Source organism: Pseudomonas sp. JQ36 (genome assembly GCF_053851495.1).
The window spans coordinates 4,142,501-4,162,421 of the sequence record NZ_CM132642.1; the positions used below are offsets into that span (position 1 = coordinate 4,142,501).

At 59.3% G+C, this 19,921-nt stretch carries 20 protein-coding genes (1 of these 20 only partly in view); 10 read left to right on the forward strand and 10 right to left on the reverse strand.

Features of this window, described 5'->3' with window-relative positions; all coding sequences use genetic code 11:
• Positions 1-1,077: the 5' portion of a tyrosine--tRNA ligase gene (gene tyrS, locus ACS4NR_RS18735; RefSeq protein WP_095140147.1), read on the reverse strand. The gene continues 123 nt to the left of window position 1, outside the view; only the first 1,077 of its 1,200 coding nucleotides appear in the window; the start codon lies at positions 1,075-1,077; its stop codon lies off the left edge, out of view.
• A gap of 212 nt (positions 1,078-1,289) precedes the next feature.
• On the opposite strand from tyrS, the gene ACS4NR_RS18740 reads away from it, so the two are divergent.
• Complete coding sequence (locus ACS4NR_RS18740; protein WP_115986074.1) at positions 1,290-2,714, forward strand: peptidoglycan DD-metalloendopeptidase family protein; 1,425 nt, start codon at positions 1,290-1,292, stop codon at positions 2,712-2,714.
• Positions 2,715-2,717: 3 nt separating this feature from the next.
• Entirely contained in the window at positions 2,718-3,809 is a 1,092-nt protein-coding gene (locus ACS4NR_RS18745) for an anhydro-N-acetylmuramic acid kinase (protein ID WP_456018037.1), read from the forward strand.
• 75 nt (positions 3,810-3,884) lie between these two features.
• On the opposite strand, the gene erpA is transcribed toward ACS4NR_RS18745, so the two are convergent.
• Positions 3,885-4,235 (reverse strand): iron-sulfur cluster insertion protein ErpA, encoded by a 351-nt coding sequence (gene erpA / locus ACS4NR_RS18750; protein WP_003228776.1) that lies wholly within the window; start codon positions 4,233-4,235, stop codon positions 3,885-3,887.
• Between the two features lie 168 nt (positions 4,236-4,403).
• A complete protein-coding gene (gene argC / locus ACS4NR_RS18755) occupies positions 4,404-5,438 on the reverse strand; it encodes an N-acetyl-gamma-glutamyl-phosphate reductase (RefSeq protein WP_034155112.1) in 1,035 nt (344 codons plus the stop codon).
• A 135-nt stretch (positions 5,439-5,573) separates the two neighbouring features.
• On the opposite strand from argC, the gene hemJ reads away from it, so the two are divergent.
• The 6 genes from hemJ to coq7 all read left to right on the forward strand — a co-directional run bounded on the left by hemJ (position 5,574) and on the right by coq7 (position 10,147).
• Positions 5,574-6,002, forward strand: a complete 429-nt coding sequence (hemJ, locus tag ACS4NR_RS18760) for a protoporphyrinogen oxidase HemJ (protein WP_027610742.1) — start codon at positions 5,574-5,576, stop codon at positions 6,000-6,002.
• Positions 6,003-6,037: 35 nt separating this feature from the next.
• Positions 6,038-7,006 carry an NAD(P)H-dependent flavin oxidoreductase gene (locus ACS4NR_RS18765; protein WP_456018038.1) on the forward strand — a complete coding sequence of 323 codons (969 nt, stop codon included), beginning with the start codon at positions 6,038-6,040 and terminating at the stop codon, positions 7,004-7,006.
• A 79-nt stretch (positions 7,007-7,085) separates the two neighbouring features.
• Positions 7,086-8,033, forward strand: a complete 948-nt coding sequence (locus ACS4NR_RS18770) for a DUF805 domain-containing protein (RefSeq protein WP_456018039.1) — start codon at positions 7,086-7,088, stop codon at positions 8,031-8,033.
• A gap of 61 nt (positions 8,034-8,094) precedes the next feature.
• Positions 8,095-8,883 (forward strand): SDR family NAD(P)-dependent oxidoreductase, encoded by a 789-nt coding sequence (locus ACS4NR_RS18775; RefSeq protein WP_027610739.1) that lies wholly within the window; start codon positions 8,095-8,097, stop codon positions 8,881-8,883.
• 80 nt (positions 8,884-8,963) lie between these two features.
• Positions 8,964-9,302: a histidine triad nucleotide-binding protein gene (locus ACS4NR_RS18780; RefSeq protein ID WP_456018040.1), complete on the forward strand. Its 339-nt coding sequence runs from the start codon at positions 8,964-8,966 to the stop codon at positions 9,300-9,302.
• Positions 9,303-9,499: 197 nt separating this feature from the next.
• A complete protein-coding gene (gene coq7, locus ACS4NR_RS18785; protein ID WP_027610738.1) occupies positions 9,500-10,147 on the forward strand; it encodes a 2-polyprenyl-3-methyl-6-methoxy-1,4-benzoquinone monooxygenase in 648 nt (215 codons plus the stop codon).
• A gap of 118 nt (positions 10,148-10,265) precedes the next feature.
• On the opposite strand, the gene speD is transcribed toward coq7, so the two are convergent.
• Both speD and ACS4NR_RS18795 read right to left on the reverse strand, forming a co-directional pair.
• The gene (gene speD, locus ACS4NR_RS18790) at positions 10,266-11,060 is read right to left on the reverse strand and encodes an adenosylmethionine decarboxylase (RefSeq protein ID WP_027610737.1); all 795 of its coding nucleotides are present in this window, start codon (positions 11,058-11,060) and stop codon (positions 10,266-10,268) included.
• Between the two features lie 237 nt (positions 11,061-11,297).
• On the reverse strand, positions 11,298-11,720 hold the full coding sequence (locus ACS4NR_RS18795; protein ID WP_003228794.1) for an OsmC family protein: 423 nt from the start codon (positions 11,718-11,720) through the stop codon (positions 11,298-11,300).
• Between the two features lie 239 nt (positions 11,721-11,959).
• On the opposite strand from ACS4NR_RS18795, the gene crp reads away from it, so the two are divergent.
• A complete protein-coding gene (gene crp, locus ACS4NR_RS18800; RefSeq protein WP_007966430.1) occupies positions 11,960-12,604 on the forward strand; it encodes a cAMP-activated global transcriptional regulator CRP in 645 nt (214 codons plus the stop codon).
• A gap of 10 nt (positions 12,605-12,614) precedes the next feature.
• Here crp and ACS4NR_RS18805 read toward each other — a convergent pair whose 3' ends face one another.
• From ACS4NR_RS18805 to ACS4NR_RS18820, 4 genes are all read right to left on the reverse strand, one after another.
• The gene (locus tag ACS4NR_RS18805) at positions 12,615-13,316 is read right to left on the reverse strand and encodes a lipoate--protein ligase family protein (RefSeq protein WP_456018041.1); all 702 of its coding nucleotides are present in this window, start codon (positions 13,314-13,316) and stop codon (positions 12,615-12,617) included.
• A 137-nt stretch (positions 13,317-13,453) separates the two neighbouring features.
• Complete coding sequence (gene trpC, locus ACS4NR_RS18810; protein ID WP_204894190.1) at positions 13,454-14,290, reverse strand: indole-3-glycerol phosphate synthase TrpC; 837 nt, start codon at positions 14,288-14,290, stop codon at positions 13,454-13,456.
• Positions 14,287-15,336, reverse strand: a complete 1,050-nt coding sequence (gene trpD / locus ACS4NR_RS18815) for an anthranilate phosphoribosyltransferase (RefSeq protein WP_443532045.1) — start codon at positions 15,334-15,336, stop codon at positions 14,287-14,289. Before trpD ends, trpC begins: the two co-directional genes overlap by 4 nt.
• 8 nt (positions 15,337-15,344) lie before the next feature.
• On the reverse strand, positions 15,345-15,938 hold the full coding sequence (locus tag ACS4NR_RS18820) for an aminodeoxychorismate/anthranilate synthase component II (RefSeq protein WP_003228801.1): 594 nt from the start codon (positions 15,936-15,938) through the stop codon (positions 15,345-15,347).
• Positions 15,939-16,345: 407 nt separating this feature from the next.
• Here ACS4NR_RS18820 and estP point away from each other — a divergent pair, with 407 nt between their 5' ends.
• Entirely contained in the window at positions 16,346-18,256 is a 1,911-nt protein-coding gene (gene estP, locus ACS4NR_RS18825; RefSeq protein WP_456018042.1) for an esterase EstP, read from the forward strand.
• Positions 18,257-18,428: 172 nt separating this feature from the next.
• Here estP and trpE read toward each other — a convergent pair whose 3' ends face one another.
• Entirely contained in the window at positions 18,429-19,910 is a 1,482-nt protein-coding gene (trpE, locus tag ACS4NR_RS18830) for an anthranilate synthase component I (RefSeq protein ID WP_456018043.1), read from the reverse strand.
• Positions 19,911-19,921 lie beyond the last annotated feature (11 nt).

Below are 19,921 nucleotides of genomic sequence, written 5' to 3' on the forward strand. Positions count from 1 at the left end.
AGCCAACAGATCACGCGCCGCCGCCGAGTTCTTCACCAAGCCTGCCTTATTAAGGACGGCGGCAATCGGCATATCCTCAGCAGAAGCCAACTCGATCTCCGGCAGATCATCCGGCAGCTCGCCATCCTTCATACGGTTACCGGCAGCGCGATGAGCATTGGCCGCAGCCTCCTCACCATGAAAGCGCGCAACAATCTCTTCCGCCAACTTGATCTTGATGTCGCGCGGGTTAGCTCCAGCCTCAACATCTGCACGGAAGGCATTGATCTCATCCATCGAACGGAAGCTGAGCAGCTCAAAGTAACGCCACATCAGCGCATCCGGAATAGAAACCAACTTGCCGTACATGACACCCGGTGCTTCCTGGATACCAACGTAATTGCCCAACGACTTGGACATCTTCTTCACGCCATCCAGACCTTCGAGCAACGGCATGGTCAGAATGCATTGAGCTTCCTGGCCATACCCACGCTGCAGCTCACGCCCCATCAGCAGGTTGAACTTCTGATCGGTACCGCCCAACTCAACATCCGCGCGCAGAGCAACCGAGTCATATCCCTGAACCAGCGGATAGAGAAACTCGTGAATTGCGATCGGCTGGTTGGTGGTGTAACGCTTGTCGAAGTCATCACGCTCAAGCATGCGAGCGACAGTGTATTGCGAAGTCAGCCGAATGAAGTCCGCCGGCCCCATCTGATCCATCCAGGTGGAGTTGAACGCAACTTCGGTCTTCGCCGGATCAAGAATCTTGAACACTTGAGTCTTGTACGTCTCGGCGTTTTCCAGAACCTGCTCGCGAGTCAAAGGAGGACGAGTTGCACTCTTGCCGCTTGGATCACCGATCATCCCGGTGAAGTCACCAATAAGGAAGATCACCTGATGCCCCAATTCCTGGAACTGGCGCAGCTTATTAATAAGCACGGTGTGACCCAAGTGCAGATCCGGGGCAGTTGGATCGAAACCAGCCTTGATACGCAGCGGCTGGCCGCGCTTGAGCTTCTCGATCAGCTCGGACTCGACCAATAGTTCTTCCGCACCACGTTTAATCAGCGCTAGCTGCTCTTCAACCGACTTCATAACAGACCCGCAAGGCTCAGATTCAAAGGGAACCAACCATACAAGATCGTGCACCAATTACAAGTTTTGCCCGGCGCACGGACACCAATCTGCAGACAGGGTGTCTGTAGACTTGCTTCGGGGATGATTTGGTTATATTTTATACAGTTATTTCATCTTCATCATGTCATTCATCTTTTCCAATTCATCTTTTTTCAAAGTCAAAATTACTTATGACCACTGAACCGTCTAAAGCGCCACCGCTTTACCCGAAGACCCACCTGCTCGCCGCAAGTGGAATCGCCGCCCTTCTCAGCCTGGCGCTCCTGGTATTTCCTTCCAGTGATGTTGAAGCCAAAAAGACAACCCTGAGCCTTGAACTGGAAAGTCCTGCTGAACAACTGACACAAGATCAAGACGCTGCTGACGCGGTTCAAGCCACAAATGAGCCAGTAGCCTCACCTTTCGCCCAGATCGAAAACAGCACCGAAGACACTCCGAAAACCGCTGAGGCCGAACCTGCGCCAGCCCCGATCGCCGAGAAACCAAAAGCGCCAGGACACCGCGAAGTTGTCGTCTCCAAGGGCGATACGCTCTCTACACTGTTCGAGAAAGTCGGTCTGCCAGCCGCTGCCGTGCACGAAGTTCTGGCCAGCGACAAACAGGCCAAACAGTTCAGCCAGCTCAAGCACGGCCAGAAGCTGGAGTTCGAATTGAACCCGGAAGGCCAACTGACCAGCCTGCACAGCAAGGTCAGCGACGTCGAAACCATTACCCTGACCAAGAACGACAAGGGCTACGCATTCAACCGCGTAACAGCCAAGCCGACCGTTCGCACTGCTTACGTGCACGGCGTGATCAATAGCTCCCTGTCACAATCCGCTGCCCGCGCAGGACTGTCTCATAGCCTGACCATGGATATGGCCAGCGTCTTCGGCTACGACGTCGACTTCGCTCAGGACATCCGTCAGGGCGATGAATTCGACGTGATCTATGAGCAGAAAGTGGTCAACGGCAAAGCCGTCGGTACCGGCCCGATTCTGTCTGCGCGCTTCACCAACCGCGGCAAGACCTACACCGCCGTGCGTTACACCAACAAACAAGGCAACAGCAGCTATTACACCGCTGATGGCAACAGCATGCGTAAGGCGTTCATCCGCACCCCGGTGGACTTCGCCCGCATCAGCTCGAAATTCTCCATGGGCCGCAAACACCCGATCCTCAACAAGATCCGCGCCCACAAAGGTGTCGATTACGCAGCACCACGCGGCACGCCGATCAAGGCTGCCGGCGACGGTAAAGTGCTGCTGGCCGGTCGCCGCGGTGGCTACGGCAACACGGTGATCATCCAGCACGGCAACACCTACCGCACGCTGTATGGCCACATGCAAGGCTTTGCCAAAGGCGTGAAAACCGGCGGCAGCGTCAAGCAGGGCCAGGTGATCGGCTACATTGGTACCACCGGCCTGTCCACTGGACCGCACTTGCACTATGAGTTCCAGGTCAACGGTGTTCACGTCGACCCACTGGGTCAGAAGCTACCGATGGCGGATCCGATCGCCAAGTCCGAGCGCGCACGCTTCCTTGCGCAGAGCCAGCCGTTGATGGCGCGCATGGATCAAGAGAAGGCCACCATGCTGGCTTCGAGCAAGCGCTAAGCCATGGCTCTTTATATCGGCGTGATGTCCGGCACCAGTCTCGATGGGCTGGACATCGCCCTGATCGAGCAGACCTCGGCGATCAAACTGATCGCCACGCACTACATCCCCATGCCTGAATCCCTGCGCGCCGAGCTGCTTGGCTTGTGCGCCAGTGGCCCCGACGAGATCGCCCGCTCGGCGATCGCCCAGCAGCACTGGGTAAAACTAGCGGCCCAGGGCATCCATACCCTCCTCGATCAGCAGCAGCTGAAGCCTGAAGCCATTCGAGCAATCGGCAGTCATGGCCAGACCATTCGTCATGAGCCCGCTCGCGGCTTCACCGTGCAGATCGGCAATCCCGCGCTCCTGACAGAGCTGACCGGCATCACCGTGATCAGCGATTTCCGCAGCCGCGATGTGGCAGCTGGCGGCCAAGGCGCCCCACTGGTGCCAGCCTTCCATGAAGCTTTGTTCGAAGAGCGTAGCGGCAACCGTGCAGTCTTGAATGTCGGCGGTTTCAGCAATCTGAGTCTGATAGAGCCGACCCGGCCTGTAGCCGGTTTCGACTGCGGCCCTGGGAATGTGCTGATGGATGCCTGGATTCATCAGCAACGCGGCGAGAACTACGATCGCAACGGCCAGTGGGCAGCCACCGGCACGGTCGAGCCAGTCTTGCTGAAAGCTCTGCTGGGCGACCCGTTCTTCGTGACCAAAGGCCCGAAGAGCACAGGCCGGGAAGTGTTCAACCTGCCGTGGCTGGAGCGCCACATCTCAAGTTTGCCGAGCTTCGCTGCTGAAAACGTTCAGGCAACGCTGCTCGAACTGACGGCGCTGACCATCGTCGAGTCGCTGCAAAGCGCTCAATCCGATACTCGGGAAATGCTGGTCTGCGGCGGCGGCGCTCACAACGCTACGCTGATGAAACGTCTTGCCGAGCTGCTGCCAAACGCTACCGTCGCCAGCACCGCGACTCACGGTGTCGATCCGGACTGGGTCGAGGCAATGGCCTTCGCCTGGCTTGCTCATTGCTGCCTAGAAGGCATTGCCGCCAATCGCCCGAGCGTCACCGGCGCCAAAGGCCTGCGGGTACTCGGCGCCATCTATCCCAACTGAATAAAACGCCCGCAACAAAAAACGCCGCAGAACCGTAAGGCTCTGCGGCGTTTTGTTGTGTGCAGCGAGGTGCGATCAGATCGAGAACGAAGAGCCGCAACCACAGGTCGTGGTGGCGTTCGGGTTCTTGATCACGAAGCGCGAACCTTCCAGACCTTCCTGATAGTCCACTTCGGCACCCGCCAGGTACTGGAAACTCATCGGATCAACCACCAGACTCACGCCTTCGCGTTCGACGATGGTATCGTCCTCGGCCACATCCTCATCGAAGGTGAAGCCGTACTGAAACCCCGAACAACCGCCGCCCGTAACGAATACGCGCAGCTTCAAGCGATCATTCCCCTCTTCATCGACCAGGCTCTTCACCTTGTGCGCAGCACCCTGAGTGAATTGCAAAGCCGTGGGGGTGAAGGATTCGACGCTCATGCTGACTATCTCCCGGCGTTACGCCGCCATAATGCGTGATGACGCGCATTATCCGCTTGTCCTAGAAAATCGGTCAACTATTGTTACGGTATATCAATAAACCCGACCAACTGCCCAGAATGCAAAAAGGCCCGTTTGACGGGCCTTTTTGCTGTGTTGCCGAAAGTGTTACGGCAGCATGCCGGCGTGGGACAGACCGAAGCGCTCATCCAGCCCGAACAGGATATTCATGTTCTGCACCGCCTGACCCGACGCGCCTTTGACCAGGTTGTCGATCACCGACAGCACCACCACCAGATCACCATCCTGCGGACGATGCACAGCGATGCGGCAGACGTTGGCGCCACGCACGCTGCGAGTTTCCGGATGGCTGCCGGCCGGCATCACGTCGACGAACGGCTCGTTGGCATAACGCTTTTCGAACAGTGCCTGCAGATCCACCGAACGATCGACCACGGTCGCGTAGAGCGTGGAGTGAATACCACGGATCATAGGCGTCAGGTGCGGCACGAACGTCAAACCGACATCCTTACCGGCAGCGCGACGCAGACCCTGGCGAATTTCCGGCAGATGACGGTGACCTTTCACCGCGTAAGCCTTCATGCTTTCCGACGTTTCGGAGTACAGCGAGCCTACAGCCGCTCCACGACCGGCACCGCTGACGCCGGATTTGCAGTCGGCGATCAGACGCGAAGTGTCAGCCAGACCCGCTTCAAGCAGCGGCAGGAAACCCAATTGTGTGGCGGTTGGATAGCAACCCGGTACGGCTATCAGACGCGCCTTCTTGATCTGCTCGCGATTGACTTCCGGCAGACCATAGACCGCTTCGTCCAGCAACTCCGGCGCACCGTGTGGCTGGCCATACCACTTGGCCCATTCTTCAGCGTCCTGCAGACGGAAGTCCGCGGACAGGTCGATGACCTTGGTGCCCGCAGCCAGCAGTTCACCGGCCAACGCATGGGCAACGCCGTGCGGGGTGGCGAAGAACACAACGTCGCAAGCACCCAGGGTTTTGATGTCCGGCACGCTGAACGCCAGACCGTCGTAGTGACCGCGCAGGTTCGGGTACATGTCAGCCACGGCCAGACCGGCCTCGGATCGGGAAGTAATCACCACCACTTCTGCCTGCGGATGCTGTGCCAACAGACGCAGCAGTTCGACACCGGTGTAACCCGTGCCGCCGACGATACCGACCTTGACCATAAACCTGCCCTCAACGAACCCACTGGAAAGCCGTCGATAATAGGGGCCACGCGCCCCTGCGACAACCATCAAGGTGACGTGCGGACGCTCAAGCCTCTACTATCCCGGCTACCGTGAACCTGGGAATAACTAAAAATGCTCTATCTATGGATCAAAGCGTTTCACATCGTCAGCGTCGTCTGCTGGTTTGCCGGGCTGTTCTACTTGCCGCGGCTGTTCGTTTATCACGCGCAAAGTGAAGACGCGATCAGCAAAGAACGCTTCAGCCTCATGGAGCGCAAACTGTATCGCGGCATCATGGGCCCGGCGATGATCGCCACGCTGATTTTCGGCGGCTGGCTGATCTACCTCAATCCGGGCATCTTCAGCATGGGCGGCTGGATTCACGCCAAGCTGACCCTGGTGGTCTTGCTGATCGGCTACCACCACATGTGCGGTGCGCAGGTAAAACGCTTCGCCCGTGGCGAGAACACCCGCAGCCATGTCTTTTATCGCTGGTTCAATGAAGTGCCGGTTCTGATATTGCTGGCTATCGTAATTCTGGTCGTGGTCAAGCCGTTCTAATTTCATAACAGGCATCACACCTCGGGGGATTTCCAATGTCGCTGCCCGCTTTGCTCGAACAACGTCTGCGCTTGCCGGTAGTGGCGGCGCCGATGTTCCTGATCTCCAACCCGGAGCTGGTGCTCGCCTGCTGCCGTAACGGCGTGGTTGGCAGTTTTCCGGCGCTGAACCAGCGTGAAAGCAGCGGCTTCAAGGCCTGGCTGGAGCAGATTGAAGCGGGCCTGGCGACATTGGACGACCCCGCGCCGTATGCGGTGAACCTGATCGTGCATAACAGCAATCCGCGCTTGCAGGCGGATCTGAATATCTGCGTCGAGCACAAGGTGCCGATTGTCATCACCAGCCTCGGCGCAGTGAAGGAACTGGTCGATGCCGTGCACAGCTATGGCGGCCTGGTATTCCACGATGTGACCACGCGCCGGCATGCCGAGAAAGCCGCCGAAGCCGGAGTCGACGGCTTGATCGCGGTCGCGGCGGGCGCCGGGGGTCATGCCGGCACCTGGAGCCCATTTGCCCTGATCGCCGAGATCCGCGAGTTCTTCGATAAAACCCTGCTGCTTGCCGGATGTCTTAACCACGGCCATGAGATTTTGGCCGCGCAGCTGCTCGGCGCGGATCTGGCCTACTTCGGTACGCGATTTATCGGCACCACCGAAAGTCATGCGCCTGACGCCTATAAGGACATGCTGCTGACGGCCAAGGCGGCGGACATCATTCATACTCCTGCAGTCTCCGGAGTACCGGCCAGCTTCATGCGCCAAAGCCTGGAGGCGGCGGGTTTTGACATGGTCGCGCTGCAGGGCAAGGGCGAAGTCAATTTCGGTGACAAACTCAAACCGATCAACGACGAAGCCAAGGCCTGGAAGACCGTGTGGTCAGCCGGCCAGGGCGTAGGCCAGATTGGCGACCTGCCGAGTGTGGATCAGTTGATCGCCCGGCTCGATGCGGAATATCGTCAGGCGCTGGAACGCGCGGCGCAATTGCCGAAACGCTGGCCGCGCTGAGAAAAATCAGGCCAGTCATCCACCGACTGGCCTTACACTTGCTGACCTACAATTCACTCGCGACAAGGATGCCTCGGCCATGAGCGAACCTCGTTACAAGATCGTTTTCGACGGTGCTCTACAGCCCGGTGTCGATCTCACCACCGCCAAGCTCAATCTGGCGGCCCTGTTCAAAAGCGATGTTGCCGCCATTGAACGCCTGTTCAACGGCAGCACCGTCGCCCTCAAACGCGACCTGCCCCACAGCGATGCGCAGACCTATCTGCAAGCACTGAGCAAGACCGGGATCGATGCGCGGATCGAGGCGGAGACGGCAATCGAGCTGAATCTGGCGGACGTGCACGAACATCAACCCGCTCTTGCCGAACCAGTCTCGCCCTACGCACCACCGCGCGCCAACGTTGGCGAGAACCTACCAGCCTTTGCCGAGCTCAAACCCTTTAGCGTCGAGGGCCGGATCGGACGCCTGCGGTTTCTGGCCTGGACCATGGTGCTGAGCCTGGTGACCCTGCCGATCGTGGCGATATTTGCATTTATCGGTCTGGGGCTGGTCAGTGGCGACTCCACCACCGGCCTGATCATCGGCGGGCTATTCGCGTTCTTCCTGTTCCTCGGCTTCATCATTGTCAGCATTCTGTTCAGCGTGCAGCGCCTGCACGACATCGGCTGGTCTGGCTGGCTCTGGCTGCTGAACCTGGTGCCGTTCGTGGGCAGCTTCTTCCCGCTGGTGATCATGGTCGTGCCGGGCAACACCGGGGCCAATCGCTACGGCCCGCCGCCACCGCCTAACAGCACTGCGGTCAAAGTGCTGTGCTCGTTGTGGATCGTGTTCTTCGCCCTGGTATTTGCCGGCGGCATGCTCGGCGGTATCTCGGCGATTCAGCAGGAATACGAAAGCAACCTTGAGAGCAGCTACGAAAGCGGCTCGGTCACCACCGATGAAGTCGAGGTCGAGACTGAACCGGCGAATTCCGTGGACGATGCAGCCGAAGCGGCCCCGGCCCCTGTAGACTCTGCGAAAGAATGAACAACGCTCCCCGCCGTGACACCTGCGTCGCTGGCGCGGAGCTGTTGCGATGGAGAATTGCATGACCCGTTACGCTCTGATCACCGGCGCCTCCAGCGGCATCGGCCTGGCCATGGCTGAAGCTTTGGCCCGGCGCGGCCGCAGCCTGATTCTGGTGGCCCGCCAGCGTGATCAGCTGGAAAGTATCGCGATCGAACTGACCCAGCGCTTTGGCGTGGAGGTGTTGTTCCGCGCCTGCGATCTGGGCGAGCCATTGCGCTTGTCCGGCTTCCTGCTGGAACTGGAAGAAGGCGACCGGCAGATTGATCTGCTGGTCAATTGCGCCGGCATCGGCACCTGCGGCCCGTTCCTCGCCCAAGACTGGATGACCGAGCAGGATCTGATTGAAGTCAACATCCTCGCTCTCACCCGCCTGTGCCACGCCATCGGCAACAGCATGGCGCTGCAGGGCGGCGGGCAGATCCTCAACGTCGCCTCGGTGGCGGCGTTCAATCCCGGCCCGTGGATGAGCACTTACTACGCCAGCAAGGCTTACGTTCTGCACTTCTCCGAAGCGCTGAGAGTTGAACTGAAACAGAGCGCGGTCAAAGTCTCGGTACTTTGCCCCGGCCCGACCCGCACCGCTTTTTTCCGCACCGCGCAGCTCAATAGCGACAAACTCAAGGACAGCAAACTGCTGATGAGTCCCGAGGAAGTCGCGCTGTACACCGTGCGTGCGCTGGAGAAAAACCGCGCCATCATCATTCCGGGACGGCGCAACCGCTGGCTGGCCTTCCTGCCACGCCTCGGCTCGCGCTGGCTCAATCGCACCATCGTCGGCATGGTCAACAAGGCTTACTGCCCGCGCTGAACTGTCCTACGGCAAAACACTGGGCGGGGTCATTTCCCATGAGTACACTCAGGCCAGCCCCCACAACGGAGAAAACAGCAGTGGATACTCTGTTCACCAAGATCATCAACCGGGATATCCCGGCCAATATCATTTACGAGGACGACCAGGTTCTGGCGTTCCACGACATCGCACCTCAGGCACCGGTGCATTTTCTGGTGATCCCGAAGAAACCGGTACGCACCCTCAACGACCTGACCGAAGACGACAAGGCATTAGCCGGGCACATTCTGTTCACTGCCCAGCGTCTGGCGCTGGAGCTGGGCTGCGAGGAAGGCTTCCGGGTGGTGATGAACTGCAATGAAAAAGGTGGGCAGACCGTCTATCACATTCATATGCATGTACTCGGTCAGCGTCAGATGAACTGGCCGCCGGGCTGATTCACTGCATCCGTCCCTGTGGGAGCGAGCTTGCTCGCGAAAGCGGATTGTCTGGCACTGATACTCTGAAGGTGCCGACGTCTTCGCGAGCAAGCCCGCTCCCACAAAAAGCATGACCGCGTGGCAAATGACCCAGCGCAAACCTTCCCCGGCCGATTCAGTTAAACTGGCGGTCGAGATTTTTCCCGGAGGTCAGCATGACTACCCAACGTCACTACTCGCCGATTGACCGTCTTCTGCTGCAAGCCGACGCCGCGATGCGCACGCTGCTGCCTTTCAGCGGCCAGCCGTACCGTCCGTCGCCAGCCATTGTGCAGCCGGATGTGCAAATGAGCGACGAAGACACCCGCCACGTCGCCGGCCTGATGCGCATCAACCACACCGGTGAGGTCTGCGCCCAGGCGCTGTACCAGGGGCAGGCGCTGACCGCCAAGTTGCCGCAGGTGCGTGCAGCCATGGAGCACGCCGCCGAAGAGGAAATCGACCATCTGGTGTGGTGCGAACAGCGCATCCATCAACTGGGCAGCCATACCAGTGTGCTCAATCCACTGTTCTACGGCATGTCGTTCGGTATTGGTGCCGTGGCCGGCCTGATCAGTGACAAGGTCAGCCTTGGCTTCGTCGCGGCCACCGAGCATCAGGTGTGCAAGCACCTGAACGAGCACCTGGAACAATTGCCGGCCGAGGACGAGAAGTCCCGGGCGATTCTGGAGCAGATGCGCATTGATGAAGAGCATCATGCAGAGAGCGCACTGGATGCGGGCGGTTTCCGTTTTCCGGCGCCGGTGAAGTTCGGGATGAGTCTGTTGGCGAAGGTGATGACCAAGAGTACTTATCGGATCTGAGATCTGTATTGCCACAAAGGGCCTCTTCGCGAGCAAGCCCGCTCCCACAGGGTTCTGTTTTTCGGTAATAAAAAAGGCGACTACCGCACGGTAGTCGCCTTTTTTGTGTCCGGGAATCTTACGCGGGCATGTTGCGCGCGTAGAAGATTTCCAGCATTTCGTGTTTCACACGCTCGGTCACCTGAGCACGCTGCTCGGAAGACAGGTTGCTGGTGGCGTCGCCGAACAGGTAGTTATCCAGTTCGAAGTTCTTCAGCAGCATTTTGGTGTGGAACAGATTTTCCTGGTACACGTTCACGTCGGTCATCTGGTACGCGTCGCGAGTGTCTTCGGAAAGGTAGTTCTGGATCGAGTTGATCTCGTGGTCGATGAAGTGCTTGTTGCCTTCAACGTCACGGGTGAAGCCGCGCACACGGTAATCCACAGTCACGATGTCCGAATCGAACTGGTGAATGAGGAAGTTGAGCGCTTTAAGCGGTGAAATGACACCACAGGTCGACACGTCGATGTCCACACGGAACGTCGCAATACCGGCGTCCGGATGGATTTCCGGATAGGTATGCACCGTGATGTGACTCTTGTCGAGGTGGGCAAGGATGATTTCGGGCAATGGACCCGGGGACTCTTCGATCTGGCTGTCTGTCGGGGTCACCGGCTCTTCCGAGATCAGAATCGTGACGCTGGCACCCTGAGGCTCATAGTTCTGACTCGCGATGTTCAGAATGTTGGCACCAATGATTTCGACAACTTCCGTGAGGATCTGCGTCAGGCGTTCGGCGTTGTACTCTTGATTGATGTACTCGACGTAAGCCTGCTGGTCTTGCGGGGTTTCCGCGTAGCAGATGTCATAGATGTTGAAGCTCAAGGTCTTTGTCAGGTTATTGAACCCGTGGAGCTTGAGTTTGCTTTTCACCGTTAAAAACTCTCTATGTATGCGGCGCAGCCGCGTGATCAAGCATGCCCGTCAAGTGCGAACAACGCACCTGCGTAGGACGGTTAACACCTCTTCGCGATGGCGATTTTGGTTATCTGTTCAGGCGGACGATCCGTCAGTTGACCGATCACTGCCCTGAAAAAAGTGGCGCATTATGCAGACGTCAGCGAGGGATCGCCAGAGTCTGCACTGCTTTTATGATAGTTGAATGTCGGTTCAACCGAGTTCGACGATTTCATAATCGTGAGTGATCGCCACACCGGCCGCGCCGAGCATGATCGAAGCCGAGCAATACTTCTCGGCAGACAGTTCGATGGCGCGCTTGACCTGGGCTTCTTTCAGGCCCCGGCCCTTGACCACGAAATGCATGTGGATCTTGGTGAACACCTTCGGATCTTCGGTCGCCCGCTCGGCTTCGAGGAACGCTTCGCAGCTTTCAACCGCCTGACGCGACTTCTTCAGGATGCTGACCACGTCGAAGTTGCTGCAACCGCCAACGCCCAGCAGGAGCATTTCCATCGGGCGGACACCCAGATTACGACCACCAGCGTCAGGCGGACCGTCCATGACCACAACATGACCGCTACCGGATTCGCCGAGGAACATGGCTTCGCCAGCCCATTGGATGCGTGCCTTCATCGCCAAGACTCCACTGTAGAAAAAAGGGTCGCCAGCTTAGCACAGGCCTTTGTTCTGACAGCGCCCGGCGTTCCTAGGACGGATGCCTTTGCTGCGTAGGTAATTTCTCGAATTTTCGACGAAGTGTCTGGTAAGCTGGCGCCAATTCGCTGGCGCCAATTGTCAGCCTGTGTAGCGACCGCCTTCAGCGCCTCATAAAAAAATCAAACATCACCGTGCAGTCTTTTCGGGATACAACCATGGTTGCTATTACCCCCACACCCAAAATCAAGAACCTCGACAAGCTGTTGATGCACTGCCAGCGTCGTCGCCATGCGGCCAAGAGCAACATCATCTGCGCCGGCGATCGCTCGGACACGCTGTACTTCATCATCAAAGGTTCGGTCACCATCCTGATCGAAGATGACGACGGCCGCGAAATGATCATCGCCTACCTCAATGCCGGGGACTTCTTCGGCGAGCTGGGTTTGTTCGAGCAGGCAGGCCAGGAACAGCAGCGCAGCGCCTGGGTGCGGGCCAAGGTTGAATGTGAAATCGCCGAAATCAGCTACGTGAAGTTCCGCGAACTGTCGCAGCAGGATCCCGACATTCTTTACGTCCTCAGCGGACAAATCGCCCAACGTCTGCGCAATACCACGCGCAAGGTCGGCGATCTGGCGTTTTTCGACGTCACCGGTCGTGTGGCCCGCTGCCTGCTGGAGCTGTGCAAGCAGCCCGACGCTATGACTCACCCGGACGGCATGCAGATCAAGGTAACCCGTCAGGAAATCGGCCGAATTGTCGGTTGTTCGCGGGAGATGGTCGGTCGCGTGCTCAAGGATCTTGAAGAACGCAACCTGGTCGATGTGAAAGGCAAGACCATGGTGGTCTTCGGCACGCGCTAAGCGCGCAAAATCAGGTGCTGTAGACCTGCGCCAGCATCAGACGAAACAGCTCATCCAGACGCGCCAATGCCGTTGGCGCGGCGAACTTCTCATGCAGGGCGATGTGGCTTTCGGCCCGCACTCGCTGCTCCAGACCGCAAGCCTCGTTGAAGCGATTGACCGCTGCAACCATCGACTCGCGCTCGTTATCCATCAGCATCGCCCCGTGCACCAGCCCCACCGGACGCTGACCGCCCTGACTCTGGCGCCAGCGCTGAGCGGTGCCGACCATCTTGCGGCCGTCGAGATTGACGTTGAAACGACCGTCGCAGAACGCGCCGTCGATTTCGCCCAACGACGACACACCGCCCAGTTCATCCAGCAACTCACAGATCGGATCGCACAGACGCCGGTAACCGGTTTCGATGCGATTCAGATCACCTTCACTGCGGGGCGGGGCGTAGACCAACGCGATGTTGATGGTTGAAGCAGATTGCGGGACCGGTTCACCGCCGGTTTCCCGCAGCAAGACTGGCCAACCAGCGGCGGCGGAGACTTCGCAGGCGTGATCAAAACCGGGCAGACGATTGAGCCGGCGTGGCATGACCAGAGCGCGATCGCTGGGTTGCCAGAACAGCAGACCGAATTCGGCGTCGCCGGCGCAGACAGAGGCCAGCAAGTCTTGCTCGGCCATGAGGCCAGCTTCGATGGTCAGGGGGCTTGGCAGCGACATGGAGAACTCCGGCAGATCGTAAATCTTCGGGAAATTTGAAGGCCCTTTCGCGAGCAAGCCCGCTCCCACAGGGGGAAATGCATTCCAAATGTGGGAGCGGGCTTGCTCGCGAAGGGGGCGACTCGGTCTAACGGCAATCAGTCGAGGGTCGAACCGCTGACCGGAACGCCACGCTCCGGGAAGAACAGGCGCTGCAGTTCGGTGCCCGGGCTTTCCGCGCGCATGAACGCTTCGCCCACCAGGAACGCATAAACGTCGCTGATTTCCATCAGCTCGACATCGGCACGGTTGAGGATGCCGCTCTCGGTGATGACCAGACGATCGCGCGGGATGCGCGGCAGCAGGTCAAGGGTGGTTTCCAGGCTGACGTCGAAGGTGTGCAGGTTGCGGTTGTTCACCCCGACCAGTGGCGTGTCGAGAGTTTTCAGCGCGCGTTCCAGCTCATCGCCGTCATGCACTTCCACCAGCACGTCGAGACCGACGTCTTTGGCGACCGAGGCCAGCTCAGCCATTTTCACGTCGTCCAGTGCGGAAACGATCAACAGCACGCAGTCGGCGCCCAGAGCGCGGGCTTCGACGATCTGGTACGGATCGATCATGAAGTCCTTGCGGATCACCGGCAATTTGCACGCGGCGCGGGCCTGTTGCAGGTAGGCATCGGCGCCCTGGAAGTAGTCGATATCGGTCAACACGGAAAGACAGGTCGCACCGCCCTTCTCGTAGCTCTTGGCGATATCGGCAGGCACGAAATTCTCGCGAATCACACCTTTGCTCGGCGAAGCCTTCTTGATTTCAGCAATCACCGCCGGTTGTTTCTTCTTGGCCTGAGCCAGCAGTGCCTGGGCAAAACCACGGGGTGCATCGGCCGCCTTGGCCAGACTCTCCAGCTCGTTCAGGCTGACGCGAGCGCTGCGCTCGGCGACTTCCTGAACTTTGCGCGCCAGAATGTTTTCCAGAACCGTCGGTACACTCATCCCTCATTCTCCACTTTGAATACCGCGGTAAAGGCACCCAACTCCTCGAGTTTTTCCCGAGCAAGACCGGTGTGCAGAGCATCATGCGCAAGCGCCACGCCTTCTTTGAGACTGGTCGCCAGGTCGGCGGCGTAGAGCGCTGCACCGGCATTGAGCACAATCATTTCAGCGGCTTTCTGGCCGTTTTCGGTCTTGCGCTTGCCCAGTGCATCGCGGATCAGCGCCAGCGACGCTTCCGGGCCTTCGACCGAGAGACCGTGCAGGCTCTGACTCTTCATGCCCAGGTCTTCCGGCTCGACCCAATACTCAGTGATCTCGTCGTTCTTCAGCTCAGCGACGAAGGTCGGCGCGGCAAGACTGAACTCGTCCAGACCGTCCTTCGAATGCACCACCAGCACATGTTTGCTGCCCAGGCGCTGCAAGACTTCGGCCAATGGCCGGCACAGCGCAGGGGTAAACACGCCCACCACCTGATGTTTGACACCGGCCGGATTCGTAAGCGGGCCGAGCATGTTGAACAGCGTACGCAAGCCGAGATCGCGGCGCGGGCCGGCGGCGTACTTCATGGCTTTGTGGTGGGTCTGGGCAAACATGAAACCGATGCCGACGTTGTCGATGCAACGGGCCACCTGCACCGGCGTCAGGTTCAGATAGATACCGGCGGCTTCCAGCAAGTCGGCGCTGCCGCTCTTGCCCGACACCGCACGGTTGCCGTGCTTGGCCACGGTGCAACCGGCTGCCGCGACGACAAACGCGGATGCCGTCGACACGTTGAAAATGTTCGCACCGTCACCGCCGGTACCGACCACGTCGACCACGCCGTCGAGGGTCTTGAGTTCGACCTGATCGGCCAGCTCACGCATCACCGAAACGGCACCGACGATTTCGTCGATGCTCTCGCTCTTCATGCGCATGGCCATCATGAACGCGCCGATCTGCGCTTCGGTGCATTGACCGGTCATGATTTCGCGCATCACGTCGCGCATTTCTTCGGTGCTGAGGTCGAGGTGTTCGACGATACGGCTCAGGGCTGTCTTGATATTCATGGGAGTCCTTAGCGCGTGCCGCCGGTTTGTTTGAGGAAGTTGGCAAACAGTTCATGGCCCTGTTCGGTCAGGATCGACTCAGGGTGGAACTGTACGCCCTCAATGTTCAGGGTCTTGTGCCGCAGGCCCATGATTTCGTCGACCGAGCCGTCGTCGTGCTGGGTCCATGCGGTCAGCTCCAGGCACTCGGGCAAAGTATCGTGCTTGACGATCAGCGAGTGGTAGCGGGTAACCGTCAGCGGATGATTCAGACCGGCGAAAACGCCCTTGTCCTCATGGAATACCGGGCTAGTCTTACCGTGCATCACCTGACGGGCACGCACTACATCGCCGCCAAAGGCCTGACCGATGGACTGATGGCCCAGGCACACGCCGAGGATCGGCAGTTTGCCGGCGAAGTGTTTGATGGCTTCGATGGAGATGCCGGCTTCAGTCGGCGTACACGGGCCTGGGGAAACCACGATGCGTTCCGGGTTGAGCGCTTCGATTTCGGCGATGGTCAGTTCGTCGTTGCGCACGACTTTGACCTCGGCACCCAGCTCGCCGAGGTACTGCACAACGTTGTAAGTAAAGGAGTCGTAGTTGTCGATCATCAGCAACATGGCGTTTCGAACCTCTTGAATTCTGACTTGAAGACAGCCTTCAGATGACTTGCCCGCAGGGCGCTGCACGATGTCGGACGCGCAGAGGGCGTCGGCACAGCGGCATTTCAAACGGGCAAGGAAGGCAAAGCGATACAGATCCGGCGGGGCCGGCAGAAAAGATTCAGGCGCGCCAACGCCAACGGGCGTGTGCCTTGATGACTTGATCCAGAAGTTTGCTGACGATCAACACGGGGAAGGTCTCGTTCATACGTTCCGGCACAGTAACTTAGCTGGGCAGAGCGTGCAATATGGTGGGGCTGAAGGGGGACAAAACTAAGGGAGGCTTCGCGACCGATGGCAAAACGCCGGGAGTTTTTGGTACTGTCGTTTCGTTCACCTACAACAATAAATAAACGGACTTGCTCATGATCAAACAGACGTTGTTTGTACCGCTTGCCGGTTGCCTGCTCGCCATGGCTTGCGCCCAGGCGTACGCAGCACCCGCGCCCTATTCCAAATTCATCGTCTTCGGTGACAGCCTGAACGATGCCGGGACCTTCAGGGACAGCGGCGGTCCGGCCGGCGCCACGCAGCGCTACACCAACCGCACCGGCCCGCTGTACAAAGATGGCACCGGGGAAAACCGCGACCTCAACGCCACCCAGATCATCGGCGGCAAACTGGGCTTCAGCCCGGATCAGACCGCCTCCTCGTCATCGGCCGTGCGTGCCGGTGAAGGTCTGGCCGATGGCAACAACTGGGCGGTGGGCGGCTACCGGACCGACCAGATTCTCGACTCGATCACCACGCAGTCCGCCACCGGTGAACGCACCCGCAGCGGTTATCTGCCGTCGAATGGCTTCCGTGCCGACCCGAACGCGCTGTATTACCTGTCCGGGGGCGGCAACGATTTCCTTCAAGGCCGCGTGCTCAGTCTCGATCAGGCCAGCGCCGCAGCCGATCGCCTGGCCGACAGCGCCCGCACGCTGCAAGGCGCCGGCGCCAAATACATCATGGTCTGGCTGCTGCCGGACATCGGCCTGACCCCGGCCATCAACGGCTCGCCGCTGCAGGGTTTCACCTCGCAGCTCAGCGCCCAGTTCAACACCGAACTGGTCAGCCAACTGCAGGGCATCAACGCCGAAATCATCCCGCTGAACATTCCGGTGCTGCTCAAAGAAGCCTTCGCCAACCCGGCGCAGTTCGGCCTCGCGACCGACCAGAACCTGACGGCCACCTGTTTCAGCGGCAACAGCTGTACCGAGAACGCCCGATATGGCATCAACAGCGCCACACCGGATCCGACCAAGTTGATCTACAACGACTCGGTGCACCCCACCGAGGCCGGCCAGCGCTTGATTGCCGACTACGCCTATTCGCTGCTGGCCGCTCCTTGGGAACTGACCCTGCTGCCGGAAATGGCCCAAGGTTCGCTGCGCGCGCATCAGGATGAACTGCGTAACCAATGGCTGGCCGATTGGGAAAACTGGCAAGCCGTGGGCCAATGGCGCGCCATCGTTGCCGGTGGCGGGCAACATCAGGACTTCGACGGCCAGCACAGCGCCGCCAGTGCCGATGGCAACGGCTACAACCTGAACATCGGCGGCAGCTATCGCGTCAACGAAGCCTGGCGCGTCGGTCTGGCCGCAGGTTTCTATAACCAGAAACTCGAAGCCGGCGACGCCGATTCGGAATACAAACTCAACTCCTACATGGGCACCGCATTCGCCCAGTATCAGCAAAACCGCTGGTGGGGCGATCTGGCGATGACCGCGGGCAAACTCGACTACGACAGCCTCAAGCGTAAATTCCAGCTCGGGGTCAACGAGCGAGGAGAGAAAGGCGATACCGACGGTTACGTGCTGGCGATCAGTGGCCGTATCGGTTACGACATCGCGCAACAGGCCAGCAGCCCGTGGCACCTGTCGCCGTTCGTCAGCGCCGATTTTGGCAAGGTCGAGGTCGACGGTTACTCGGAAAAAGGCGCGGACTCCACAGCGCTGACCTTCGATGACCAGTCGCGCAACTCGCGGCGTCTGGGCGTGGGGATCCAGGGCAAGTACCAGATCACCGCACAAACCGAAGTGTTCGGCGAATTCGCCCACGAGCGTGAGTACAACGACGACCGCCAGGATCTGACCATCAACCTCAATAGCCTGCCGGGCAACCGATTCACCCTCGAAGGCTACGAGCCGCAGACCAACCTCAATCGCCTGAACCTGGGTGTGAGCCACAAGCTCACGCAGGATTTGGCGTTGCGCGCCAGCTACAACGTGCGCAAGGATGATGACTTTACCCAGCAGGGGGTGAACGTCGGGGTCAGTCTCGATTTCTGATCTGTAGGCATAAAAACGCGGCGCCCTCACAGGCGCCGCGTTTTTTTATGCCAGACCACAATCCAATGTGGGAGCGGCCTTGCTCGCGAAAGCGGTGTATCAGCCGACATCAATTTTGAATGCCAGTCCGTATTCGCGAGCAAGCCCGCTCCCACTGGGAGACTGTGTGGACTCAGCTTTCCGGGGTTTGCTCAGCCAGGGCCACGGCACGGAACATCGCCCGACGCTTGTTCAGGGTTTCTTCCCATTCCAGCGCCGGCACCGAATCGGCAACGATGCCGCCACCGGCCTGCACGTGCAGTTCGCCGTTCTTGATCACCGCGGTACGAATCGCAATCGCGGTGTCCATGTTGCCGTTCCAGGCGAAGTAACCGACCGCGCCGCCATACACGCCACGCTTGACCGGTTCCAGTTCGTCGATGATTTCCATCGCGCGGATCTTCGGTGCGCCAGACAAGGTGCCCGCCGGCAGAATCGCCCGCAGCGCGTCCATCGCGGTCAGCCCGGCCTTCAATTGGCCGGTGACGTTGGAGACGATGTGCATCACGTTGGAATAACGCTCGATGACCATTTTCTCGGTGAGCTTCACCGAACCGATTTCCGAAACCCGGCCAGTGTCGTTACGACCCAGATCGATCAGCATCAAGTGCTCGGCGATCTCCTTGTCGTCCGACAGCAGGTCTTCTTCCAGCGCCAGATCCGCTTCTTCGGTGGCGCCACGTGGACGCGTACCGGCAATCGGGCGCACGGTGATCAGGTTGTCTTCGACCCGCACCAGCACTTCCGGCGAACTGCCGACGACGTGGAAATCGCCAAAGTTGAAGAAGTACATGTACGGCGTCGGGTTGAAGCAACGCAGGGCACGATACAGATCGATCGGCGCAGCCTTGAAGTCGATCGACATGCGCTGCGACGGCACGACCTGCATGCAATCGCCCGCGAGGATGTATTCCTTGATGGTGTCGACGGCTTTTTCGTAATCGTCCTGAGTAAAACTGGAGCGGAATACCGGGTCAGCCGCTTGCTGCTTGCTGAAATCCAGGCCACGGCGCGGGGTGATCGGCTGGCGCAGTTTCTCCAGCAGTCCCAGCAATTGCGCCTGGCCCTGTTCGTAAGCATCGGCTTGCGCCGGGTCGGCCAACACGATTGCATGCATCTTGCCGGCGAGGTTGTCGAACACCACTACCGCATCGGAGACCATCAGCAGAATGTCCGGCACGCCCAGCGGATCCGGGTTCGGGCATTTGCCCAGACGCTTCTCCACGTAGCGCACGCAGTCGTAACCGAAGTAACCGACCAGGCCACCGTTGAAACGCGGCAGACCGGCGATGGTCGGCACGTTGTAACGGGCCTTGAAGGTTTCGACGAAAGCCAGCGGGTCTTCGACGTCATGGCTTTCGGTCTCGACGCCATCGACGGTGATGCTCACGTGATGGTCATGCACCCGCAGCACGGTGCGGCACGGCAGGCCGATGATCGAGTAACGGCCCCATTTTTCGCCGCCCTGCACCGATTCGAGCAGGTAGGAGTTGGGCTGGTCAGCCAGTTTCAGATAGATCGACAGCGGCGTATCGAAGTCGGCCAGGGTTTCGCAGGCCAACGGAATGCGGTTGTAGCCGTCAGCGGCCAAGCGCAGGAATTCTTCGCGGATCATGAGGTGCCTCG